The 22525-nt window shown below is 64.9% G+C and carries 21 protein-coding genes; 11 read left to right on the top strand and 10 right to left on the bottom strand.

Going from position 1 to position 22525, the window contains the following annotated elements:
* The first annotated feature begins 29 nt into the window (after positions 1 to 29).
* Positions 30 to 293 (top strand): hypothetical protein, encoded by a 264-nt coding sequence (locus BRSPCE3_RS11270; RefSeq protein WP_244065890.1) that lies wholly within the window; start codon positions 30 to 32, stop codon positions 291 to 293.
* Positions 294 to 411: 118 nt separating this feature from the next.
* Here the strand turns inward: BRSPCE3_RS11270 and BRSPCE3_RS11265 are convergent, their stop codons facing one another.
* Positions 412 to 681 (bottom strand): metal-sensing transcriptional repressor, encoded by a 270-nt coding sequence (locus BRSPCE3_RS11265; protein WP_106328070.1) that lies wholly within the window; start codon positions 679 to 681, stop codon positions 412 to 414.
* A 336-nt stretch (positions 682 to 1017) separates the two neighbouring features.
* Between BRSPCE3_RS11265 and BRSPCE3_RS11260 the strand changes: the two genes are divergently transcribed.
* The 5 genes from BRSPCE3_RS11260 (at position 1018) to BRSPCE3_RS11240 (ending at position 7435) form a co-directional block, all read left to right on the top strand.
* On the top strand, positions 1018 to 1314 hold the full coding sequence (locus tag BRSPCE3_RS11260) for a hypothetical protein (protein WP_244065889.1): 297 nt from the start codon (positions 1018 to 1020) through the stop codon (positions 1312 to 1314).
* A gap of 151 nt (positions 1315 to 1465) precedes the next feature.
* Positions 1466 to 3109 (top strand): NRAMP family divalent metal transporter, encoded by a 1644-nt coding sequence (locus tag BRSPCE3_RS11255; RefSeq protein WP_244065888.1) that lies wholly within the window; start codon positions 1466 to 1468, stop codon positions 3107 to 3109.
* Positions 3110 to 3144: 35 nt separating this feature from the next.
* Entirely contained in the window at positions 3145 to 3345 is a 201-nt protein-coding gene (locus tag BRSPCE3_RS11250) for a hypothetical protein (RefSeq protein ID WP_244065887.1), read from the top strand.
* A gap of 307 nt (positions 3346 to 3652) precedes the next feature.
* Positions 3653 to 5647: a carbohydrate porin gene (locus BRSPCE3_RS11245; RefSeq protein ID WP_244065886.1), complete on the top strand. Its 1995-nt coding sequence runs from the start codon at positions 3653 to 3655 to the stop codon at positions 5645 to 5647.
* Positions 5648 to 5974: 327 nt separating this feature from the next.
* Positions 5975 to 7435 carry an FAD-dependent monooxygenase gene (locus tag BRSPCE3_RS11240; RefSeq protein ID WP_244066519.1) on the top strand — a complete coding sequence of 487 codons (1461 nt, stop codon included), beginning with the start codon at positions 5975 to 5977 and terminating at the stop codon, positions 7433 to 7435.
* Between the two features lie 17 nt (positions 7436 to 7452).
* Here the strand turns inward: BRSPCE3_RS11240 and BRSPCE3_RS11235 are convergent, their stop codons facing one another.
* Both BRSPCE3_RS11235 and BRSPCE3_RS11230 read right to left on the bottom strand, forming a co-directional pair.
* A complete protein-coding gene (locus BRSPCE3_RS11235) occupies positions 7453 to 9078 on the bottom strand; it encodes an FMN-binding glutamate synthase family protein (protein ID WP_244065885.1) in 1626 nt (541 codons plus the stop codon).
* A 543-nt stretch (positions 9079 to 9621) separates the two neighbouring features.
* Complete coding sequence (locus BRSPCE3_RS11230; protein WP_244065884.1) at positions 9622 to 10446, bottom strand: patatin-like phospholipase family protein; 825 nt, start codon at positions 10444 to 10446, stop codon at positions 9622 to 9624.
* A 69-nt stretch (positions 10447 to 10515) separates the two neighbouring features.
* Here BRSPCE3_RS11230 and BRSPCE3_RS11225 point away from each other — a divergent pair, with 69 nt between their 5' ends.
* A complete protein-coding gene (locus tag BRSPCE3_RS11225) occupies positions 10516 to 10686 on the top strand; it encodes a hypothetical protein (protein WP_244065883.1) in 171 nt (56 codons plus the stop codon).
* Between the two features lie 18 nt (positions 10687 to 10704).
* On the opposite strand, the gene BRSPCE3_RS11220 is transcribed toward BRSPCE3_RS11225, so the two are convergent.
* Positions 10705 to 11478, bottom strand: coding sequence for a ferredoxin--NADP reductase (locus tag BRSPCE3_RS11220; protein WP_092119813.1), 774 nt, complete (start codon positions 11476 to 11478; stop codon positions 10705 to 10707).
* A gap of 299 nt (positions 11479 to 11777) precedes the next feature.
* Here BRSPCE3_RS11220 and BRSPCE3_RS11215 point away from each other — a divergent pair, with 299 nt between their 5' ends.
* A complete protein-coding gene (locus tag BRSPCE3_RS11215) occupies positions 11778 to 12737 on the top strand; it encodes a RimK family alpha-L-glutamate ligase (protein ID WP_244065882.1) in 960 nt (319 codons plus the stop codon).
* A gap of 7 nt (positions 12738 to 12744) precedes the next feature.
* Here the strand turns inward: BRSPCE3_RS11215 and BRSPCE3_RS11210 are convergent, their stop codons facing one another.
* Complete coding sequence (locus BRSPCE3_RS11210) at positions 12745 to 12945, bottom strand: hypothetical protein (protein ID WP_244065881.1); 201 nt, start codon at positions 12943 to 12945, stop codon at positions 12745 to 12747.
* Positions 12946 to 12970: 25 nt separating this feature from the next.
* Complete coding sequence (locus BRSPCE3_RS11205; protein WP_244065880.1) at positions 12971 to 13339, bottom strand: response regulator; 369 nt, start codon at positions 13337 to 13339, stop codon at positions 12971 to 12973.
* A gap of 198 nt (positions 13340 to 13537) precedes the next feature.
* Between BRSPCE3_RS11205 and BRSPCE3_RS11200 the strand changes: the two genes are divergently transcribed.
* Together BRSPCE3_RS11200 and BRSPCE3_RS11195 are read left to right on the top strand one after the other, a co-directional pair.
* Positions 13538 to 13798 (top strand): hypothetical protein, encoded by a 261-nt coding sequence (locus tag BRSPCE3_RS11200; RefSeq protein WP_244065879.1) that lies wholly within the window; start codon positions 13538 to 13540, stop codon positions 13796 to 13798.
* Between the two features lie 335 nt (positions 13799 to 14133).
* Positions 14134 to 14361: a hypothetical protein gene (locus BRSPCE3_RS11195; protein ID WP_244065878.1), complete on the top strand. Its 228-nt coding sequence runs from the start codon at positions 14134 to 14136 to the stop codon at positions 14359 to 14361.
* A gap of 122 nt (positions 14362 to 14483) precedes the next feature.
* On the opposite strand, the gene BRSPCE3_RS11190 is transcribed toward BRSPCE3_RS11195, so the two are convergent.
* Both BRSPCE3_RS11190 and BRSPCE3_RS11185 read right to left on the bottom strand, forming a co-directional pair.
* A complete protein-coding gene (locus tag BRSPCE3_RS11190; protein ID WP_244065877.1) occupies positions 14484 to 15440 on the bottom strand; it encodes an amino acid ABC transporter substrate-binding protein in 957 nt (318 codons plus the stop codon).
* Positions 15441 to 15452: 12 nt separating this feature from the next.
* Positions 15453 to 16742, bottom strand: a complete 1290-nt coding sequence (locus BRSPCE3_RS11185; RefSeq protein ID WP_244065876.1) for a dicarboxylate/amino acid:cation symporter — start codon at positions 16740 to 16742, stop codon at positions 15453 to 15455.
* A 217-nt stretch (positions 16743 to 16959) separates the two neighbouring features.
* Between BRSPCE3_RS11185 and BRSPCE3_RS11180 the strand changes: the two genes are divergently transcribed.
* Entirely contained in the window at positions 16960 to 17961 is a 1002-nt protein-coding gene (locus tag BRSPCE3_RS11180) for an NADP-dependent oxidoreductase (RefSeq protein WP_244065875.1), read from the top strand.
* Positions 17962 to 18114: 153 nt separating this feature from the next.
* Here BRSPCE3_RS11180 and BRSPCE3_RS11175 read toward each other — a convergent pair whose 3' ends face one another.
* Positions 18115 to 21282, bottom strand: a complete 3168-nt coding sequence (locus tag BRSPCE3_RS11175) for an efflux RND transporter permease subunit (protein ID WP_244065874.1) — start codon at positions 21280 to 21282, stop codon at positions 18115 to 18117.
* A gap of 12 nt (positions 21283 to 21294) precedes the next feature.
* Positions 21295 to 22452, bottom strand: a complete 1158-nt coding sequence (locus tag BRSPCE3_RS11170; RefSeq protein ID WP_244065873.1) for an efflux RND transporter periplasmic adaptor subunit — start codon at positions 22450 to 22452, stop codon at positions 21295 to 21297.
* Positions 22453 to 22525: the final 73 nt, after the last annotated feature.

Below are 22525 nucleotides of genomic sequence, written 5' to 3'. Positions count from 1 at the left end.
CGCCGCGCTCACACAGGATGGAGTATTCCATGTCGATCAAGACCAAGTTTGCCGCCCTCGCCCTCACCGCGCTCGCCGTGACCGGCACCATCGCGTCCACCACGTCGCAGGCCGAAGCCAGGCCGTATGGCTGGGGCTGGGGCGTTGGTGCGGGTCTCGTCGGCGCCGCCATCGTCGGCAGCGCGATCGCGGCCAATGACGGCTACTACTACAACGGCTATCGCCGCTGCGCCTGGGTTCGCCAGTTCGACGCCTACGGCAACTACATCGGGCGCGTACGCTCCTGCTACTGATCGACGGGTTTCCTTAAAGGCTGCGGATCCTGCGTTCGGCGCGGGTCCTCATCCACCCCGTGTCGTACACGACCCGTCCGGTGATCCCCCCGGGCGGGTCAATTCTTGAGCGCGGCGATCACAGATATTTGGCGATCAGCCGGAAGTCGCGCAGCACGCCGCGGCCCTTCGGGCCGGAGGCCTTCAGCGTCTCTTCCAGGCTGTGGCCGATGTGATCGTGGATCAGCGCCTTCTTGGCGCTTTCGATCGCGCTCTCCACCGCCTGCAATTGCTGGGCGATCTGCGCGCAGGGCCGGCCCTGCTCGATCATCTCGACGATGGTCTCGAGATGGCCGTTGGCGCGCTTCAGACGCCGGGCGATCGCGGCGTGCGGATGGTCGTCGGACATTCGGTTCTCCTATCCTCCGGGGAGGATAGCCATGATCCTCCCCGGAGGATAGGAAAATCGGCTTGACAGGCCATTGCGGCGGGCGTAGTGCCCGATTGTCGGAGCACTCGTTCCGCAGCGGGGTTTGCCCCGGACACACACTCGACCACGAGCCAACACAGAAGGCACATGGGCAGTAGCAACTCAGGCGACAGTAGACCGGCAACGGGACACTTGACGCCGCAACACAGCAAGACTGATCGCGCAGTTCTCGCCTGCGTGGATGGGTGGTCGCGCCTGACGTAACCGCCTGCTCCTCACCGGCCTGCCGCGCGACAGCGGAAGTGGAGGTGAGCGATGTTCGAAAAGCTCGCAAAATTCCGGCCGTTCGAGCCGCGGCGTATCTCGCCGCGAGCGGCCATTCATTCCAATGACAACCTGCCGGGCTTTCGCCGCCCGGCGGATCGCCGGCGTCCAACCCCGGCCTGTCATTGGATCCTGATCGACGGCCGCCTGGAATGCCGGTGGACCGTCGAGGAGACCGGCGGCGACTCTGATCAGCAGCCGCACGCGGGCCGGCGTTTCGGCCTGCGCGCGAGCGCGCGTCACGCCGCGGCCGTACGCCTGGGAGGCCGATATGGACGAAGGACCTAGTCGTCCCGTTGCGCGCCATCGCGGCGCGGCAACGGGACTCTTGAACTGCATCACATCTGGAAATGCCGCTGCTCACGGTAGCGGAGACGTGCGCGCCTGACGACGCCTGCGTCCCTCCCGCCGTGCCCGAAAGGCGGCGAGGAGACGCGAAATGACCGAAAGCAACACCACCCAGACCGCCATTCTCGACAGCGCGCATGCCGGCGACATCCATGGCGCGCTCGGCAGCATCGCCCGCGACGACATTGCGCCGCGCGCGACCCTGCTGGCCCGGCTGAAGACGTTGCTGGCGATTGTCGGCCCCGGGCTGATCGTGATGGTCGGCGACAACGACGCCGGTGCGTTCGGCACCTACACCCAGGCCGGACAGAACTACGGCACCACGCTGCTGTGGACGCTGCTGCTCTTGATCCCGGTGCTCTACGTCAACCAGGAGATGGTGGTGCGGCTCGGCGCCGTCACCGGCGTCGGCCATGCGCGGCTGATCTTCGAGCGCTTCGGCAAGTTCTGGGGCGCCTTCAGCGTGATCGATCTGCTGGTGCTGAACGCGCTGACCATCGTCACCGAATTCATCGGCATCACGCTGGCGCTGCAATTCCTTGGCGTCTCGCAGTTCTGGGGCGTGCTGGCATCGGCTGCGATCGTGATGCTCGCGGTCTCGACCGGCGACTTCCGCCGCTTCGAGCGCTTCGGCATCGTGCTGGTCGCAGGCAGCCTGCTGCTGGTGCCGGTGATCCTGATGGTGCACCCGCCGGTCGGGCAGATCGCGGCGGATTTCTTCGTGCCGAAGATGCCGCAAGACGCCAAGCTGAGCGAGGTAATGCTCCTGATCGTCGCCATCGTCGGCACCACCGTGGCGCCGTGGCAATTGTTCTTCCAGCAGAGCTACATCGTCGACAAGCGGATCACGCCGCGCTTCATCCGCTATGAGCGGATCGACCTGTGCATCGGCATCGTGCTGGTGGTGGTCGGTGCGGTTGCAATGATCTCGTTCTGTGCCGCGGTGTTCGCAGGGAAGCCCGAATTCGGCAATTACACCGACGCGCTCGGCACCGCGGTGGGCCTGGAGAAATATGCCGGGCGGCTGCCCGCGATCTTGTTCGCCCTGGCGCTGCTCGATGCCTGCATCATTGGCGCGGCGGCAGTTTCGCTCGCAACGGCTTACGCGATCGGCGACGTGTTCGCGGTCAAGCACTCCCTGCACCGCAAGCCGTGGGACGCGAAGGGCTTCTACAGCGTCTATTGCGGACTGATCGTGCTCGCCGCGGTGCTGGTGCTGACGCCGGGCACGCCGCTCGGACTGCTCACCAACGCGGTGCAGACGCTGGCCGGCGTGCTGCTGCCGAGTGCGACCGTGTTCCTGCTCCTGCTGTGCAACGACCGCCACATCCTTGGTCCCTGGGTCAATTCGACCAGGCTGAACCTGTTCACGGGCGCGGCGGTGGCGGCGCTGGTGATGCTGTCGGTGATCCTGACCGCCGCCGTCCTGTTCCCCGACCTCAGCGAGCAATGGATCATCGGCATCCTGGTCGGCGGCAGCATGCTGGCGCTCGCGGTGACCGCGCTGGTCAAACTGTACGAGATGTCGTCGCGCCGCAATGCGTCGTTCCGCTTCAAGCGCAAGCCACCGCTGTTCGACCGCGACAGCTGGCGCATGCCGCCGCTCGACCGGCTGCCGCCGGCGCGGCTCAGCCCGCTGAGCCGGATCTGGATGATCGTGCTGCGCGGCTATCTGGTCGTTGCCGCCGGGCTCGTGCTGCTGCGGATCGTGCAGCTCGCGACGGTCGGGGCGTGACCGCACTCGGCCGCGGCCGGCGATGGAGCGCGATCGTGTTGTTCAGGCTGGCCGGCGCCATCCTGCGCAGCGCGGCCGCGCTCCATCAGCGGCGGATGATTTCAGGCGCCCGGCTGCGGACGGGGCTGTCCATGGCGCGATGTGTCGAACGGGCCGGCGCCAGGGTCTTGCTCGGCAGGGCAGCGCAGCCGGCATTCATCAAGACAAGGGACGAGGACAATGACGGCATCGATTGAACGGCCGGATCCCGACCGATTTGCCACAGCTGCGTGGCGCTTCGCAGCTCACAGGACGTGCTGCCGCGCGCCGTTACGTGACTGTCATAATGGCGTGCAAATCGAAGAGGTATCCGGGGCGCCTCAGATGCTATTGCGAATTATTTGCAATAAGCAACAGAGGATGCTACGTGCTGACCTGGCTTTGGATGGAACGACACGGATCGGACCGGGGACGGCGGGCGATGACTTCAAATCTCGGGTGGCAAGCAGCCGCCAAATCTGCAATGCCGGGCGAACCCGCCAAGCGCTCGCGGAAAGCCGCGTCATGACCTGCGTCCGTCTCTTCCGGGTTCGGATCGCCGCCGGCGCAGCGCTCGGTGCGGCCACATTCGGCACGTCGGCGGCCGCGGCCGACCTGCCCCTCAAGTCCCCGGCCGCCAAGGCGGTCTACAGCTGGACCGGTTTCTATGTCGGCGCCCATGTCGGCTATGGCGACGGCAACCTCGGTCCCGGCACCAATCCGATCCTGGAACAGGGCGTGTTCTTTCCGCCCACCATCACCGGCGGCATCGGCGGCTTCCAGGCCGGCTACAACAAGGAATTCGCCAACCGCTTCGTGCTCGGCGTCGAGGCGGATGCGACCTTCACCGGCCCGACCGACCCGGTGCGGCGTCCGCCGGGTCCCTTCAACGCCTCGATCGACTATGTCGGCACCGTGCGCGGCCGCGCCGGCTACAGCTTCGGCACTTGGATGCCTTACGTGACCGGCGGTTTCGCCTGGGGGCACACCGAGGTCAGGGTCAATGATGCCAGCGGCAGTGTGATCTCCGAGCCCGGCCAATACCAGACCGGCTGGACCGTCGGCGCCGGCGCCGAATTCGCGATCAGCGGCAATTGGACCGCGAAACTCGAATACGACTACATCGACCTGTCGCGCCGCACGCTCGGCCTCAACGATTTCGGCATGCCCGGCGTCAGCATCGACCCGCGCATTCATCTGCTGAAATTCGGCCTGAACTACCAGCTCGGCGATTCACCCTGGTCGGCGACGCCGACGCGGACCGCACTGCCTGATAGCAGCGACTGGAGCGTGCACGGCCAGACCACGCTGCTCGGTCAGGGCTATCCGTCGTTCCGCGCGCCCTATTCCGGCACCAACAGCCTGCCAGGCGTGAGTCAGGTGCAACAGACCTGGACCACGACGGCGTTTCTCGGCGTGCGGCTCTGGGAAGGCGGCGAACTCTACTTCAATCCCGAGACCGCGCAGGGCTTCGGCCTCAACGGCACGCTCGGCCTCGCCGGCTTCTCGAACGGCGAAGCGCAGAAGGCCGGCGCCGAATTTCCGAAGATCCGGCCACAGCGCTACTTTCTCAAGCAGACCTTCGGTTTCGGCGGCGAGCAGGAAGACGTCCCCGACGGTCCCAACCAGATCGCAGGCAAGCGCGACATCGACCGCCTCACGATCGTGGTCGGCCGCTTTGCGGTGGGCGATTTCTTCGACGGCAATTCCTACGCCAAGGACCCGCGCGCCGACTTCATGAACTGGGCGATGTGGGCCTCCGCCGCCTACGACTTCCCGGCCGACCTGCCCGGCTACACCCGCGGTGCCGTGGTCGAGCTCAACCGCAAGGACTGGGCAGTGCGCGCCGGCGTGTTCCAGGTGCCCAACGCGCCGAACAGCGACGTGCTGGTCTCCAATGCCAACACCGGCGGCGCGGTGGTGGAATTCGAAGGCCGCTACTCGATCTTCGATCAACCCGGCAAGCTGCGCCTCGGCGTGTTCGGCAACCGCGGCAACACCGGCAATTATCGCCAGGCACTGGCGATCGAGGACGCCAACCCCGCGCTCGACATCAACGACGTGATGGCCGGCATCCGCAAGGACAACACCAAGTACGGCTTCTATCTGAACGGCGAGCAGCAGATCGCAACCGATGTCGGCCTGTTCGGCCGCCTCAGCTGGAACGACGGCCGGAACGAGATCCTGTCGTTCACTGATGTCGATCGCAGCGTTTCGGGTGGCCTGTCGATCAAGGGCAGCTCGTGGGGACGGGCGAACGACACGATCGGCATCGGCGGCGCGGTCAACGGGCTGTCGGCCGCGCACCGCGACTACCTCGCCGCCGGCGGCCTCGGCCTCCTGATCGGCGACGGCGCGTTGAACTACAGCCCGGAGCGGATCTTCGAGACCTACTACGCCTATCAGGTGAACAAGAACCTGACGCTCACCGCGGACTATCAGTTCATCACCAACCCCGCCTACAACGCCGACCGGGGCCCGGTGCACATCTTCTCCGGCCGCATCCACGGCGAGTTCTAGGGTTCACGTAGCCCGGATGGAGCGCAGCGAAATCCGGGGCACTCCATCCGCGCAGGAAGAATCCCGGATTACGCTTCGCTGCATCCGGGCTACGAAGCCTCACTGTCATTGCGAGCGCAGCGAAGCAATCCATCGCTTCGCGCGCGCCGAAGCATGGATTGCTTCGTCGCTTCGCTCCTCGCAATGACGGCTTGGATGGTGGTCACGGCACGGCCAACTGAGGCCGAACGCCCTCTCCCCACTTAGATATATGTAGACCCCCCGGGCTTGCCGCAAGCCCGGGGTCATCCCGTAGAACGCGCGCCCAATCGAACGGAGGAGTGCGGGATGCGGGAACATGCTGTGGTGATTGCGGGCGGAGGTCCGACCGGGCTGATGCTGGCGGGCGAGTTGGCGCTGGCGGGCGTCGATGTTGCGATTGTCGAGCGGCGCGCCAGCCAGGACGTGATTGGCTCGCGCGCGGGCGGCCTGCTTGCACGAACGCTCGAGGTGTTCGACCAGCGCGGCATCGCGGACCGGTTCATCGCCGAGGGAAACCGCCATCCGGTCGTGCACGTTCACCCGATCCCGCTCGACCTCAGCGACTTTCCGACCCGGCATAATTACACGCTCGCACTGTGGCAGAACCATATCGAGCGCATCCTGGCCGGATGGGTCGGCGAGTTCGGCGTGCCGGTCTACCGTCAGCGTGAGGTGACCGGCTTTGATCAGCACGACGAAGGCGTCGATATCGCGCTCTCGGACGGGTCATCGCTGCGCGCGCAATATCTCGTTGGCTGCGACGGCGGACGCAGCCTGATCCGCAAGACGGCCGGCATCGAATTCCCCGGCTGGGATCCGACCGTGAGCTGGCTGATCGCGGAGGCGCAGATGGCGGAGGAGCCGCCCCTCGGCTTCCGCCATGATAGCGCCGGCATCCACGGGATCGGCAAGATCGAGGATGGGCGCGGCTTGCGCCTGGTGCTGACCGAGCGGCAATTGCAGACCGCCGAGCCCAGCCTGAGCGACGTCCGCGCGGCGCTGATCGGCATCTACGGAACTGATTTCGGGATCAACAATCCGACCTGGATTTCACGATTTACCGACATGGCGCGTCAGGCCGCCGCCTACCGCGATCGACGCATCCTGCTCGCCGGCGACGCCGCGCATGTGCATGCGCCGATGGGCGGACAGGGCCTCAATATCGGCGTGCAGGATGCCGTGAACCTGGGGTGGAAGCTGGCCCAGGTGGTGACGGGCATTTCACCCGATGGCCTGCTCGACAGTTATCACGCCGAGCGCCATCCGATCGCCGCCCGCGTGCTGCGCAATACCATGGCGCAGGTCGCGCTTCGCCGCACCGACGACCGCAGCAAGGCGCTGGACGCGTTCGTGTCCGAACTGCTCAGCCTGGACGAGCCGCGCACGCGGCTCGCCGGGACGATGTCGGGGCTCGACATTCGCTACGACCTCGGCGACGGCCATCCGCTGCTCGGACGCCGCATGCCGGATCTCGATCTGGTCTTGCCTGACGGCGAGGTTCGGGTCTTCGCCTTGCTGCGCGACGCCCGGCCATTGCTGATCAATTTTGGGGCCCGCGGTGCCGTCGACAGCACTGGCTGGCCCGACCGGATTCAGCGGATCGACGCGACATGCAACGGCGCGTGGGAGCTTCCGGTGCTCGGAACGGTTCCGGCGCCGGCCGCGGTGCTGGTCCGGCCCGACGGCTACGTGGCGTGGGTGGGCGAGCAAACGCAGGCGGGGCTCACCGAGGCGCTGACCAGATGGTTCGGTGCGCCGTCAGCTTGACGAACAAAGCGTAGCCCCTACCCCGCCGGCTGGAACGAGTCCGCCCGCGCCATCGCCCAGGCTTCGCGGAAGCGGCGATCCTGCGTTCCGTCGAACAGCTCGCCGGGACGCAGCGTCGGATAGAGCTCGGCGAAGGAAGAGACCTCGGTGGTCGAAGAGCGCTGCGAGAAGTGGATCGGACGCAGCTCCTTGGTGTGCTCGAGGCCGGCCGCCGCCAGCAGCTCGCTCAGCGCGTGCAGCGTCGAGTGGTGGTAATTGTACACGCGCTCGATCTTGTCGGGCACGTAGAGCGCGCGGTTGCGGATCGGATCCTGCGAGGTGACGCCGGTCGGGCAGCGATCGGTGTGGCAGCTCAGGGACTGGATGCAGCCGAGCGCGAACATGAAGCCGCGCGCCGAATTGCACCAATCGGCCCCGATCGCCATCGCGCGCGCCATGTCGAAGGCGGTCGCGATCTTGCCGGAGGCACCGATCTTGATGCGGTCGCGCGCGCCGATGCCGATCAGCGCATTGTGGACGAAATTGACGCCCTCGCGCATCGGCATGCCTAAATGATCCATGAATTCGAGCGGCGCGGCGCCGGTGCCGCCTTCATTGCCGTCGACCACGATGAAGTCGGGGTAGATCCCGCTCTCGTGCATCGCCTTGCAGATCGCGAGGAACTCCCAGGGATGGCCGATGCACATCTTGAAACCGGCCGGCTTGCCGCCGGACAGCTTTCGCATGTTCGCGACGAATTCCATCATCTGGATCGGCGTCGAAAACGCCTTGTGATAGGCCGGCGAGATACAGTCCTCGCCCATCGGCACGCCCCGGATCTTGGAGATCTCCTCGGAGACCTTCGCCGCCGGCAGCACGCCGCCATGGCCGGGCTTGGCGCCCTGGCTGATCTTGAGCTCGACCATCTTGATCTGGTCGTCGCCCGCGACGCTGGCGAACAGCTCCGGATTGAATGTGCCGTCGCGGTTGCGGCAGCCGAAATAGCCGGAGCCGACCTCCCAGATGATGTCGCCGCCCTTCTCGCGGTGATAGGGGCTGACGCCGCCCTCGCCGGTGTCGTGGGCGAAGCCGCCCTTCTTGGCGCCGGCATTGAGCGCCCGCACCGCGTTCGGGCTCAGCGCACCAAAGCTCATCGCCGAGATGTTGAACACCGAGGCCGAATACGGCCTGGTGCAGTCGGGGCCGCCGATGGTGATGCGGAATTTCTGGTCGGCCTTCGGCTTCGGCGCCACCGAGTGGTGCATCCACTCATAGCCCTCGCGGTAGACGTCCTCCTGGGTGCCGAACGGCCGCTTGTCGAGCACCATCTTGGCGCGCTGATAGACCACGGCGCGGGTGTCGCGGGAGAACGGCATGCCGTCCTTCTCGCTCTCGAAGAAATACTGCCGCATCTCGGGGCGGATTTCCTCGAGCAGGAAGCGGACATGCGCCGAGATCGGGTAGTTGCGCAGCACCGCGTGGTTCTTCTGGGTGAGGTCGCGGATGCCGAGCAGGGTCAGCGCGCCGAAGATCACCAGCGGGATCAGGACGAGCTTGAACACCTTGTGGTCGAAAATTCCGACCAGCAGCAGGAGCGTGGTGACGACGGCGCAGATCGTCAGCACGATGAAGCGCGGCGAGAACGGAAGCAGCATCGTATCCATGGAATCCTCCGGTCTGCCTGAAAACACCCTGTCGGCGGTGAGCCTAATCCAACTCGCGGAACAAGTGCACTACGGTTATACGGCCGAGCAGTCACAGATGTGACAACCGCCCGGATGGGCGGGTGCGGCGTCGGTCAAATCGAAACGGTCCTGCCTTTTGCACTGCAACGAAGCGGGGCGAGGGGCGCACGGCCAAAATATCGAAAACAACCCCATGCACAGTAGCCGGCGACTTCCGGCGTTCGGCAGGGCGGCTTGACACGTCGGGCAACTCAGCGGTACTTTTCCATTATTCCGAAATCGTGCAGGCGCCTCTTGCGCTGTCATCACCCGCGAAAGCGGGTGATCCTGTATTCCAGAGGCCGCAGTGCTCGAGCCGAGAAGCCGCGGCGTACTGGATCGCCCGGTCCATGTGCGCAATTGCGCACAGGCCGGGCGATGACAGCGCGATTACTCTCCCCAAGCGGAAGAGTGACAAGGGAAGAAAGCCCCGCCGGCATCAATGGTCGTGCGGCTGCAATTCGTGCGGGATGTGGCCCGGCTTCAGGCCGTCGCTGTCGAGCCAGGCGTTGGTGGTGTCGAGGGCGCGCGCGATATGATCCGCGGTGCGGGAGAAATCGTAGGGCGAGCCGACCAGCGGGCAGAGCGGCGGCACCACGAAATACTCGACACCGGGACCGATATTCTCGAGCTCGTTGACGAGTTGCCCGCGATCAGCAGCGTCAGCGCATGCAGCGCATTGGCGAGCGCACCGATCGGCGGCGCCTGGTTGGCGCAGGCATGTCCGGTCGGCAGCACGATCAGGCGTTTTGCCCCATGCTTCACGGCGACACGCACCGGCGTATTGCTGGAGATCGCGCCGTCGGCCAGGTAACGATCGCGGTAATGCACCGGGGTGAACGCGCCGGGGATCGCGGTCGATGCGACGATCGCCTCGGCGGTCGAGCCTTCCGACAGCACCACGCTGTCGCCGCTGATGATATCGGTGGTGACGATGTGGATCGGGATCCGCGCATCCTCGAGATTGCGGAACGGGATGTAGTCGTCGATCAGCCTGCGGACACCGTCATGCGGGATCAGGAAGTCACGCCGCCACAGGAAGCTCACCAGCGTCCGCCAGGTCACCGGGAACACGTCCTGCCGGTTCAGGCCGCGCCAGATCTCGGCCAGCCGCGCCACGCCCGAGACCGTCGGGTCGCCGGCATAGAACGCGCCGTTCAGTGCGCCGACGCTGGAGCCGACCACCATGTCGGCGGCCACGCCATGCGCGGCCAGCGCCTGCAGCATACCGACCTGCACCGCGCCAAAGCTGCCGCCGCCGGCGAACACAAAGGCGGTCTTCGGTGCATCCGGATCGGTGATGGACAAGGTGCGGCTCCCTGGGTCGCCGCGTTCGGGAAGGTGGCGCGGCGTTGGGGGATTTATAGCAGCGGGGGAATGGGTGATGCCATCGTCCCGGTCGTCATTCCGGGACATCGCGAAGCGATGGGCCCGGAATCCATAACCACAAATGCAAAAGGCTGGAGCCTGATGGGGCCCCAGCCTTCGTCAAACGAATTGTGGTGGTTATGGATTCCGGGCTCGATGCTACGCATCGCCCCGGAATGACGGTGATAAGGCGTAACCTCAGCGCTCGACGAACGCCTTCTCGATCACGAAGTGACCGGGGGTGTTGCCGCTGCCTTCCTTGAAGCCGCGGGTCTCGAACAGCTGCTTCAGCTCGTCCAGCATCGCCGGGCTGCCGCACATCATGATGCGGTCGGTCTCGATGTCGAGCGGGCCCTGATGCAGATCGGTGAACAGCTGGTTGGAGGTGATCAGGTCGGTGATGCGGCCGCGATTGCGAAACGGCTCGCGCGTCACGGTCGGATAGTAGGAGAGCTTCTCGGACAGCAGCGGCCCGAACAATTCGTCGTCGCGCAGCTTGGCGACCAGTTCCTCGCCATAAGCGAGCTCGGAGACCTGGCGGCAGCCATGCACCAGCAGGATCTGGTCGTAGCGATCATAGACCTCGGGGTCCTTGATCAGGCTGGCGAACGGCGCGAGGCCGGTTCCGGTCGACAGCAGCATCAGCCGCTTGCCGGGAATCAGATTGTCGGTGATCAGCGTGCCGGTGGCCTTGCGGCCGACCAGGATGGTGTCGCCCTCGCGGATCTTCTGCAGCTTGGAGGTGAGCGGGCCGTCCTGCACCTTGATCGAGAAGAACTCGAGCTCTTCCTCGTGATTGGCGCTCGCCATCGAATAGGCGCGCAGCAGCGGCCGGCCGTCGACCTCGAGGCCGATCATGGCAAACTGGCCATTCTGGAAGCGGAAGCCGGAATCGCGGGTCGCCCGGAAGCTGAAAAGCGTATCGGTCCAGTGCTGAACAGAAAGAACTTTCTCTCGATAGAACGCGCTCATGGGTTTTCGTTTTCTCGATTGACCAGATTTAGAATGGTTTGATTTTTAGGCTGCCTCGGACGACACGGAAGTGCCCGAAATCACTGAAGATCTCGCGTTTCCATCGCGCCGATGCATGAGATAGTCAAGATCAACTGGCGTGCAATTGCGATCTCAGAATGGCAGTCGTTCAATTTCGCGCAGAGGTTCACTGACCACATCGTTAACACGCGGCGCTGCACGTAATTTCCTTGCTGAGATCAGCGCCGATCTGGCAATTAATTGCTGCGAAAACCGTAGGCCGAAGGGAAAATGATCTCGTGGTCCTGATCAGCCAGCGAATCTTCCTGGAAACCATCAAAAAATATTGTTTGGCGCACGCGATTGCGGTCGAGGTGCGATCCGGCGGCTGGCTGGTCATCATGACCAGGGGCAACGAACGGCGGCTCGCGATCGGCTACGACATCGGGCTGAACAGCGCGGTCGCGCACCAGGTCGCCAACGACAAATCGGCCTGCGCCGAGGTGCTGGCATCGGCGGGCGTATCGGCCGTTCCGCACACGCTGTTTCTCGGCACCAAACTCAGCAGGCACATCCCGGGATCGGACTCGCTGGAGGCGATGCGGCGTCTGCTCGACCAGCATCCGCACGGACTTGTCGTCAAGCCGAACGAAGGCACATCAGGCGAACTTGTCTTCCGCGTGACGACGCCAGCGCAGCTGGAGAGCGCGGTCGCACGCGTCCTTGCCGCGCATCCAAGTCTTGCGATCTCGCCTTTCGTCGAAATCAAGGACGAGGTGCGCGTCGTGCTGCTCGATGCGCGGGCGCTGATCGTCTACGCCAAGACGCGGCCGTCGGTGATCGGCGACGGCGTCCATTCGCTGCGCGCGCTGGCGCAAGCGGCCGCGACGGCAGAGCAACTCAAGACCATGGCCGAGGATTTCGATGCGGCCACGCTCGACGCCATTCCGCCTGCCGGCGAACGGTGTCTGCTGAACTGGCGGCACAATCTCGATGCCGGCGCCGATCCCGTGCTGCTCACCGACGGCCCGGCACGCGAGGCCTGCATCGCGCTCGCAATCAAGGCGGCGCTGGCCGTCGGCATCCGCTTCGCATCCGTCGACGTCGTGCGCGTCGATGGCGCGTGGCAGGTGCTCGAGGTGAATGCCGGCGTGAAGATGGAGGCGCTGGGCCGGCGGCATCCCGCACTGGTCGAGGCGGCGTATTCGGCAGCGCTGGACGAGGCGTTCGCCGCGCCACCGCGCGACGCGCTTGCTTGAGGCCAGATCATTCCCGCGGCCGCTGCTTTTCGTAGGCGGCAACGATCAGTTCCGATTGCTCGATCTGTGCCGCGAGACGATCGATCTCGGCTTGCGTCTCCGGAAACACGTCAGCTCCCGCCGTGTTGCCGGATTGCAATTCCGCGATCAGTTCACGGTTCTTCGTGATCTGCTTGCGGTGCCAATCGATTTCTGGATCCTCCTGCATCAACCCATCTCCCGATCCGCGGGCATTACGACGCCAGCTCTCGCAGCAGGACGGGTGGATAAACCGGCTTCTCGAAAAATTTGACGCCGTCAGGCAGGACCGCGGCCGGAGGCCGGCCCGAGATCACCAGAACGCGCACGCCCGGGTCGCAATTGACGGCCAGATACGCAAGCTCGATCCCATCCATCTTGCCCGTGAGCTTGATGTCGGTGACGACCAGCGACGGGTGACGCCGCATGATGGCCAGCGCGGCCGTCTCCGCGTCTTCACACTGGATCACGTCAAAATGACCTTGCTCCAGCAACAGCGCAATCATGTCGCGCTGGATGACGTCGTCTTCAACCACGACGGCGATTTTACGATTCGACCTCGCGTAAGCCCTAGCGTAGCTCATGGCTTCCTCCGAACGATCAACCACGGTTAATGCCTGAAGACGCCGTTGGTTCGGGTTCCGAATTCAGCGACCGGCGGGTTCCGGCAGAGCTTTGCAAGTTCCAACCGGAACAACTTTCGAGGTGTCGGAGTCATCGATATGCGACGAGCCCAACGGCTCGGATCTGAGGAAAGGACGTCGAGCCAGGAGGCAATTTGCATGAAGAACGCCGCACATTCGGATCAGGATTTTCGCGAACCCTATCGGCCTGACGCTGCGTCCGGCGCACCAGACTTTCAATCGTCGCCGCAACCGGTTGAAGATAAGGTTCGCGAACAACACGCCAACGTCATGCGCTTCAAGACGATGGAGCAAGAGACGACCGATCCGCTCGGCGCCCGCCTGTTGCACGACATCATTTCCGACATGGAAGCGGAGCTATCGCAGGTCGTCGACCGAATTGTCGCGGAGCGGCATTAGCCGGTGAAGCGACGTATTCGCATATCCCGATATTGAAATTTGCCTGCCGATGATGCTCGGAGATCGCGGCGCATGGATACTCGAAGAAAGATCCCGCCGGATCGATGGAGCTTTGATGGGGGCGATACTTGGACGCGCGCTTTTCCAGGTCATGGTTGTTCTGACGGCGGTCGGCATCGTTGCCCTCGCCTGTATCGCGGTCCACGGCAGCTAGCGCCCCTGCGACGTTGCGGCTTGCGGCGGAATTCGCGCCGTCATTTTGATCCGTTCGGCGGCTTGCTCATCCCGCTCAAGGGAGTACGCTTCTGTGCATTACCTCGACCCGGACACAGATTATGCGCAAACTCCTTTTGGGCCTCCTTGCCGTCACGGCATTCGCCGCCGCCTTCAATCCTCCGGCCGCCAACGCCGTGTTCTGGCGCGGCGTCACGGCTCCGACCAACATCGATATCCACGGCTACCCGATCATCAAGGAGCCGCCGCCGAGCACATGCCAGTTGATCCATGTGAATGGATACTGGGTCCGGCAGTGCCTGGATTTGTCGCATCGCTCTTGGCGCTGAACCAGGTCCCGCTTGATCGGGACAGTTCGGAACCGCTTCGGTTGCGAACAGCCCCTCACCCGGATTTGCGTCTGCAACGCAATCCGGCCTCTCCCGCACGGAGAGAGGCCGGAATTTCGAGGCTAGTTCGAGCCACCCGGCGAATCGTCGAGCGCCTTGAAGGCATCTTCGAGCTGCGGTGACAGCGCGACGTTGAGCCTCTCGCCGGTCGGCAGGCGGGCGACGAACCATTTGTTGTAGAGCGGGACGATGTCGCGGTTCGAGGCGAGCTTGCGGAAGGCGCGCTCGACCACGTCCTTCATCTGCGGCTCGCCCTTGCGGTACATGATGCCGTAGGGATCGTAGGACAGATAGTCGCCGGTGACGCGGAATTTGTCCTGCGACTTGTGCCGCGCGATCAGGCCGTAGAGCAGGATGTCGTCGGTCGCGAACGCATCCGCCTTGCCGTCCACCAGCATCTGGTAGGACTGCTCGTGATCGGGCGCGGTGACGATGTTGAGGCCGAGCTGTTGCTTGGCGTCGACATTGTGCATCGCCTGCTCGTTGGTGGTGCCCTTGGTCACCACCACCGTCTTGCCCTTGAGGCCGGCGACTTGGGTCACCCCCGAGGCCTTCGGCACCATCAGCTTGGTGCCGGCCACGAACATCAGCGGCGAGAACGCCACCAGCTTGCCGCGCTCGGCATTCGCCGTGGTCGATCCGCATTCGAGATCGATCTTCTTGTCGACAACAGCCGGAATGCGGTCGTCGGAGGTCACCTTGACGTAGTCGATCTTGAGGTTGGCGTCGTCGACCTCGACCCCGATCTCGTCGACGATCGCATCGCACAGCTCGAGGCTGTAGCCGATCGGCCGGTTGGAGTGATCGAGGAACGAGAACGGCGGCGAGCTCTCGCGATAGCCGACCCGCACCGCGTGCGTGGCCTTGATGTTGGCGAGCGTGGGGCTGAGCCCCTCGCCCGCCGGCTGTGCCGAGGCCGCTCCGGCGAGCAGGCTTGCCGCCAGCAGGCATGCTGACAGCAGGCATGTCGACGGCCGAGGCGCCTCAGCCCGTATCGGCCTCCAGCGGGCGCGATGCATGCATCCCTCCCGTCAATGGCCGGCCATCACGGCGCCGGGCACCGCATCCTGCGGCACGGCGTCGTCGGGCCCGAGCTCGTGCTCGGCCTTCAGCTCGCCCTCCCACTTGGCGACCACGGCGGTGGCCAGCGAGTTGCCGATCACGTTGGTGGCGCTGCGGCCCATGTCGAGGAAGGTGTCGATGCCCATGATCATCAGCAGGCCCGCCTCCGGGATGCCGAACTGCGACAGCGTCGAGGCGATCACCACCAGCGACGCGCGCGGCACGCCGGCGACGCCCTTCGAGGTGATCATCAAGGTCGCCAGCATCGCGAACTGCGTGCCGAGCGACATCTCGATGTGGTAGGTCTGCGCGATGAAGATACTGGCGAAAGTGCAGTACATCATCGTGCCGTCGAGGTTGAAGGAATAGCCGAGCGGCAGCACGAAGGCCGAGATCCGCGAGGAGGCGCCGAACTTGTTCAGCCCCTCCAGCGTCTTCGGGTAGGCCGCCTCCGAGGAGGCGGTCGAGAACGCGATCATCAATGGCTCACGGATCAGCCGCAACAGGTGACTGTAGCGCGGCCCGATCACGACGAACCCGACCATCACGAGGATGCCCCACAGGATCAGCAGCGACAGATAGAAGCCGCCCATGAACACGATCAGCTTCCAGAGCACGCCGAGGCCGTTCTTCGAGACGGTCGCCATGATCGCGGCCCACACCGCGATCGGTGCGAACAGCATCACATAGCCGGTGACCTTGAGCATGATGTGGGCGAGGTCGTCGATCAGGCTCATGATCGGCTTGGCGCGCTCGGGCATGGCGCCGAGCGCGACCGCGAAGAACACCGCGAACACCACGATCTGCAGGATCTCGTTCTGCGCCATCGCATCCGCGATCGAGGTCGGGATCAGGTGGGTCAGGAATTTTTCGATCGAGAACGCCGAGACCGGCAGGCCGGTCGACTGCGCCTTGTCAGGCAGCGTGCCGGGGAAATTGGCGCCGGGCTGCAACAAATTGACCATCACGAGGCCGAGCAGCAGCGAGACGAAGGAGGCGGAGACGAACCAGCCCATGGTCTTGGCGAAGATGCGTCCGAGCTTGGCGCCGCTTCCCATATGGGCGATGCCGCCGACGAGGGTGGCGAACACCAGCGGCGCGATGATCATCTTGATCAGGCGCAGGAACAGCATCGCGATCAGGTTGACGTCTGCGGCGATCTCGGCACGGCTGTCAGGAAGATAGTTGAAGACGATCGTCCCCATTGCGATGCCAAGGACCATCGCAATCAGGATGTACTGCGTAAACCTGTTCGACATTCTCTTACCCCCGTAAGTTCCCGGCGAAGGGCAAGTGTGGCAGATTTACGCAGCTACGCAACACGCTTCGCGCCCAGCGGGACTTTGCCGATCTGTTCCCGTTGTGGAATGCCAGCGCGCGGATTAGCGTTCATGCAGCGCACAATCTGTGCAATGAGCTGCGCACAGTGCAGTCAAACTGCATGCGAAACTGCCAACGTGAGGGGAGACACAGCCAATGAACGACACCGTCAATCGCCAGATCCTGCTTGTTGAAAAGCCGACCGGCAAGCTCGGCCCGGAGCATTTTCGTCTGACCCAGGGCACGATCCCCGCGCCGAAGGACGGCGAGGCGCTGCTGCGGACGCGCTACATCTCGCTCGACGCCGCCAACCGCGCCTGGATGCACGGCGCCACCTACCGCGCCGCGGTGGAGGCCAACACCGTGATGGCCGGCGGCAGCATCGCCGAGGTGGTGTCGTCGAGCGACCCGGGCCTGAAGCCGGGCGATATCGTGTTCGGCGACACCGGCTGGCAGGACTATGCCGCCGTGCCGGCCAAGCACCTCGCCAAGATGCCGAAGCTCGAGCCGATGACGCATCTGCTCAGCGTCTACGGCGTCGCCGGGCTGACCGCCTATTTCGGACTGCTGCATGTCGGCAAGCCCAGGCAGGGCGAGACCGTGGTGGTGTCGGCGGCCGCCGGCTCGGTCGGCTCGATCGTCGGCCAGATCGCCAAGATCAAGGGCTGCCGGGTGGTCGGCATCGCCGGCGGCAAGGACAAGTGCCACTGGCTGACCTCCGAGCTCGGCTTCGACGCCGCGGTCGACTACAAGGACGGCGCCACCTACAAGGCGCTGCGCGCAGCGGCCCCTGATGGCATCGACGTCTATTTCGACAATGTCGGCGGCGACATCCTGGAGGCCTGCCTGGCGCAGATGAACAACCGCGGCCGCATCGCCTGCTGCGGCGCGATCTCGCAATATGACGGCGTCCCTTCCGCACACGGCCCGCGCGGCGTGCCCGGCCTGATCGTGGTGAAGCGGCTCGTCATGCAGGGCTTCATCGTGATGGACTACATGGACCAGCGCGACGCCGCACTCGCCGAGCTACAGTCCTGGGTCTCCTCCGGCAAGCTCAAGGTGCAGGAGGACGTCATCAACGGGATCGAGAACACGCCGCAGGCGCTGATCGGGCTGCTGGCCGGCGAGAACCGCGGCAAGCGCATGGTGAAGGTGTAGGCGTCTCTGTTACCTCTCCCCGCCTGCGGGGAGAGGTCGGATCGCGTCGCAAGATGCGATCCGGGTGAGGGGGTACAGGTCTCGCAACTCGCACCACCTGGCGGAGAGAGCCCCTCACCCCAACCCTCTCCCCGCAAGAGCGGGGCGAGGGAGTCAATGCAGCGTGCCTGACGCCTGTGGTGCGGCCTGCGGCGCCGCCTTGCCCTTCTTCGCCTTGCGCCAGTTCTCGAAACTCTGCACCACGACGAAGAACGCCGGCACGAACAGCACGGCGAGGCAGGTCGAGGCGATCATGCCGGAGAATACCGTGATGCCGATCGACTTGCGGGCGTTGGCGCCGGCGCCGGTCGCCAGCACCAGCGGCAGCACGCCGAGGATGAAGGCAAACGACGTCATCAGGATCGGCCGGAACCTTGCCCGCGCCGCATCGATCGCCGATTCCAGCACCGGCTTGCCGTCGCGGACATGGTGCTCGAGCGCGACCTCGACGATCAGGATCGCGTTCTTGGCCGACAGCGCGATCAACAGGATGGTGCCGATCTGGGTGTAGAGGTTGTTCTCGATATGCAGGCTCAGCAGCACCAGCGTCGGGCCGAGCAGCGACAGCGGCACGGCGAGGATCACCGAGATCGGCGCGTACCAGCTCTCATATTGCCCGGCGAGCACCAGATAGACCAGCAGCAGCGCCAGCGCGAACACATAGTAGATCTGGCCGCCGACCTCCTTCTCCTGGTACGACATCGCGGTCCACTCGAAGCCCGAGCCCGGCGGCAGCGTCTTGGCTGCGATCTCCTCCATCAGCGTCATCGACTGGCCGGACGAGTAGCCCTGCGCCGGCAGCCCGATCACGGTGGCCGACGGATAGAGGTTGTAGAGGCTGATCAGCGACGGCCCGACCGAGGGCGTGATCTTGGCCACCGTGCCGAGCGGGATCATGTCGCCGTTGCTGTTGCGCACCATCATGTTCTCGATGTCGCGCAGGCTGAGGCGGTATTGCGCCTCGGCCTGGGTGTAGACCTGGAAGGTGCGGCCGAACTTGGTGAACTGGTTGACGTAGCTGGCGCCGAGATAGGACGACAGCGCCGCGAAGATCTGGTCGGTGGTGACGTGCAGGGTCTGCGTCTTGACACGATCGACCTCGACGTCGAATTGCGGCACCATCGAGCGGAACGACGACTGCACCCGTTGCAGCGCGCTCTGGGTCTGCGCATTGGCGACGATCGCGCCGGTGACCGCTTGCAGCTTGCCGTAATCGGCATTGCCGTCGCGCAGCTCGACCTGCATGGCAAAGCCGGCGGCGTTGCCGATGCCCTGGATCGGCGGCGGCGGGATCACCAGGATGCGCGCCTCAGGGATCACCGCGAGCTTGTCGTTGAGCCCGTAGACCAGCGAACGCAGATCCTCGCCCGGCCCGCGCGCGCTCCAGTCCTTCAGGATCAAATAGGCGACGCCGGCATTGGCGAGGCTCGAGGAATTGTCGAGCGCCGAGATGCCGGCGATCGAGACCACCTGATCGACGCCGGGCGTCTTGCCGGCGATCTCGGTGACCTTGTCGAGCACCTGCTGGGTGCGGTCGAGCGCTGCGCCGTCGGGCAGCTGCACCGCCGCGAGCAGATAGCCCTGGTCCTCGATCGGAATGAAGCCGGTCGGCACCCGCGACAGGCCGTAGCCGGCGAGGCCGATGATCACGAGCGCGACGGCGACCGAGGTCTTGGCATGCCCGGCGATGCCGCTGACCACCCGCGTGTAGCCGCGCTCCAGCCGGTCGTAGGCCGCGTTGAACCCGCGATAGAAGAAGTTGCGCTGCTCGGGCGGCGCCGGCGGGCGCAGCCACAGCGCGCACTGCGTCGGCTTCAAGGTCGCGGCATTGACCGCGCTGAGCAGCGCGGTGGCGGCGATCACCAGGGCGAATTGGGCGTACATCCGCCCGGTCAGCCCGGGCAGGAAGGCGGCCGGCAGGAACACCGAGATCAGCACCAGGGTGATGCCGACGATCGGCGCGAACAATTCGTCCATCGCCTTGATCGCGGCGTCGTGGCCGTTCATGCCGCGCTCGATATTATGCGCCGCGCCCTCGACCACCACGATGGCGTCGTCGACCACGATACCGATCGCCAGCACGATCGCAAACAGCGTCGACAGATTGATGGTGAAGCCGAGCGCGGCCATGCCGGCGAATGCGCCGATGATGGTCACCGGCACGGTGGTCGCCGGCACCAGCATCGCCCGCCAGTCCTGCAGGAACACCAGGATCACGACCAGCACCAGCAGGCCGGCCTCGATCAGCGTCTTGTAGACCTCTTCAATGGAGGCATTGACGAATTTGGTGGTGTCGAACGGCGTGTCGTATTTGATGTCCTGCGGGAATTGCTTGGCGAGCTCCGCCATCTTCTTCTCGACGGCCCTCTCGACCTGCAGCGCGTTGGCGCCGGGCGACTGGAATACGCCGATGCCGGTCGCGGGCTTCTGGTTCAGCGAGAAGATCTGGCTGTAGGTCTGGGCGCCGAGCTCGACCCAGCCGACGTCGCGGACCCGGGTGACGTCGCCGACCGTGCCGGTCTTGACGATGATGTCCTCGAACTGGCTCTTGTCGTCGAGCCGGCCGTTGACGTTCAGTGTGTACTGGAACGCCTGCCCGGCCGGCGTCGGCGGCGCGCCGACCTGACCGGCGGTGACCTGCTGGCTCTGCTGCTGGATCGCCTGGATGACGTCCTGCGGCACCAGCCCGCGCACCTGCAGCTTGTTCGGATCGAGCCAGACCCGCATCGAATATTGCCCGGCGCCGAACACCGTGACGTTGCCGACACCTGATAGCCGCGACAGCTCATCGCGGATATTGATGGTGGCGTAGTTCGACAGGAACAGGCTGTCATAGGTCTTGTTCGGCGAGGTCAGCGTCACGAACAGCAGGATCGAGGTCGACTTCTTCTGCACCGTGACGCCCTGGTTCTGCACCGCGCTCGGCAGCTGCGACAGCGCCGAGGAGACGCGGTTTTGCACCAGCACCTGCGCGAAATTCAGATCGGTGCCGATCTTGAACGTCACCGTCAGCGTGTAGGTGCCGTCGGCGCCGCTGTAGGACTGCATGTACAGCATGTCCTCGACGCCGTTGACCTGCTGCTCGATCGGCAGCGCCACGGTGTCGACCACGGTCTTGGCCGAGGCGCCGGGATAGCGCGTCGTCACCTGCACCGTCGGGGGTACCACGTCAGGATATTGTGCGACCGCGAGATTATACAGCGCCACGCCGCCCAACAGGATCATCAGGATCGCGATGACGTTGGAAAGGACCGGGCGCTCGATGAAGAATTTCGAGATCATGGCGCGTGCGTCCTATTTGGCCGCTGCCGGCGCCGCGTCGGCCTTCTGGATCTGCGGATCGACCTTCTGCCCGGGGATCGCGCGCAGCAGTCCGGCGGTCACGACGCGGTCATCCGCCTTCAGCCCGCTCTCGATGACGCGCAGGCCCTCGTCGAGCGGGCCGGTGGTCACCTTGCGCTGCTCGACCACATTGTCGGCATTGACCACCAGCACATAGCGGCCGGCCTGGTCGCTGCCGACCGCGACGTCGGGCACCAGCAGCGCGTTCTCCTGCTTGGTGAAGGGCACGCGCACCCGGACATAGAAGCCCGGCAGCAGCACGCGATCCGGATTGGGGATCAAGCCACGGACGGGCAGCGTTCCGGTCGACTGATTGACCGTCGGCGCGACGTAATCGAGCTTGCCCTTGTGCGGATAGCCGGTCTCGGTCTGCAGGCCGACCTCGACCGGCAACTGCCTGATATCGTTGACCGTCATGCCGAGCCGGCGGGCTTCGTCGCGGACCCGCTGCACATCCTGCTCACTGACGTTGAAATTCACGTAGATCGGGTCGAGCTGCACGATGGTGGCAAGCTGGGTGGGCGACGCCACGCCGACCAGTTCGCCGACCGAGACCAGATGGTTGCTGACGATGCCGTCGAACGGCGCCGCGACGTTGGTGTAGCCGTAATTGACCGCGGCGATCTTGGTGTTGACCTGGGCCTGCTGCAGATTGGCCTGGGCGTTGTCCCGCGTCGAGGTCGAGTTTTCCAGCGTCGCCTGCGACACCGCTTGGCGCTGCACCAGATCCTGCTGCCGCTTGAAATCGGACTCGGCCTGCTTCACCGTCGCCTGTGCACCGACCTCCGCGGCCTGTGCCTGCTCCAGCTTCAGCTTGTAGGTTTCCGGCTCGATCGTGAACAGGGTGGTCCCCTCCTTCACGAACGTGCCGTCCTGGTAGTTGATCGACGCCAGAAATCCCTGCACGCGCGCGACCAGATCGACGGTCTTGATCGGCGCGGTGTTGCCGGTGGCGTCAAGATAGCGCGTGATGGCGCGCTGCACCGGCGGCGCAACCTCGAGCTTGGGCGGCGGAGGCGCAACAAAACTGTTTTGCTCGCAGGCACTTAAACTGACAAAGGCGGATGCGGCGAAGGCGATGCGCGCAAGCGGTGCATTTCGCAGCCGCACAAAATCGCTCTGACTGAAATGTGCCGATGCGCGCGCATGCCTCATTTCCGAGCCTCGATTCAAATGACTTAAT

The sequence above is a fragment of the Bradyrhizobium sp. Ce-3 genome, from assembly GCF_022835695.1.
Taxonomy (GTDB): domain Bacteria; phylum Pseudomonadota; class Alphaproteobacteria; order Rhizobiales; family Xanthobacteraceae; genus Bradyrhizobium.
This window is presented reverse-complemented; position numbering and strand designations above follow the sequence as displayed.

Bases quoted from the DNA above. Each gene is read 5' to 3' on its own strand.
- BRSPCE3_RS11270 (WP_244065890.1), top strand. From the start codon at position 30: ATGTCGATCAAGACCAAGTTTGCCGCCCTCGCCCTCACCGCGCTCGCC.
- BRSPCE3_RS11265 (WP_106328070.1), bottom strand. From the start codon at position 681: ATGTCCGACGACCATCCGCACGCCGCGATCGCCCGGCGTCTGAAGCGC.
- BRSPCE3_RS11260 (WP_244065889.1), top strand. From the start codon at position 1,018: ATGTTCGAAAAGCTCGCAAAATTCCGGCCGTTCGAGCCGCGGCGTATC.
- BRSPCE3_RS11255 (WP_244065888.1), top strand. From the start codon at position 1,466: ATGACCGAAAGCAACACCACCCAGACCGCCATTCTCGACAGCGCGCAT.
- BRSPCE3_RS11245 (WP_244065886.1), top strand. From the start codon at position 3,653: ATGACCTGCGTCCGTCTCTTCCGGGTTCGGATCGCCGCCGGCGCAGCG.
- BRSPCE3_RS11240 (WP_244066519.1), top strand. From the start codon at position 5,975: ATGCGGGAACATGCTGTGGTGATTGCGGGCGGAGGTCCGACCGGGCTG.
- BRSPCE3_RS11235 (WP_244065885.1), bottom strand. From the start codon at position 9,078: ATGGATACGATGCTGCTTCCGTTCTCGCCGCGCTTCATCGTGCTGACG.
- BRSPCE3_RS11225 (WP_244065883.1), top strand. From the start codon at position 10,516: ATGGGTGATGCCATCGTCCCGGTCGTCATTCCGGGACATCGCGAAGCG.
- BRSPCE3_RS11220 (WP_092119813.1), bottom strand. From the start codon at position 11,478: ATGAGCGCGTTCTATCGAGAGAAAGTTCTTTCTGTTCAGCACTGGACC.
- BRSPCE3_RS11210 (WP_244065881.1), bottom strand. From the start codon at position 12,945: ATGCAGGAGGATCCAGAAATCGATTGGCACCGCAAGCAGATCACGAAG.
- BRSPCE3_RS11205 (WP_244065880.1), bottom strand. From the start codon at position 13,339: ATGAGCTACGCTAGGGCTTACGCGAGGTCGAATCGTAAAATCGCCGTC.
- BRSPCE3_RS11200 (WP_244065879.1), top strand. From the start codon at position 13,538: ATGAAGAACGCCGCACATTCGGATCAGGATTTTCGCGAACCCTATCGG.
- BRSPCE3_RS11195 (WP_244065878.1), top strand. From the start codon at position 14,134: ATGCGCAAACTCCTTTTGGGCCTCCTTGCCGTCACGGCATTCGCCGCC.
- BRSPCE3_RS11190 (WP_244065877.1), bottom strand. From the start codon at position 15,440: ATGCATCGCGCCCGCTGGAGGCCGATACGGGCTGAGGCGCCTCGGCCG.
- BRSPCE3_RS11185 (WP_244065876.1), bottom strand. From the start codon at position 16,742: ATGTCGAACAGGTTTACGCAGTACATCCTGATTGCGATGGTCCTTGGC.
- BRSPCE3_RS11180 (WP_244065875.1), top strand. From the start codon at position 16,960: ATGAACGACACCGTCAATCGCCAGATCCTGCTTGTTGAAAAGCCGACC.
- BRSPCE3_RS11175 (WP_244065874.1), bottom strand. From the start codon at position 21,282: ATGATCTCGAAATTCTTCATCGAGCGCCCGGTCCTTTCCAACGTCATC.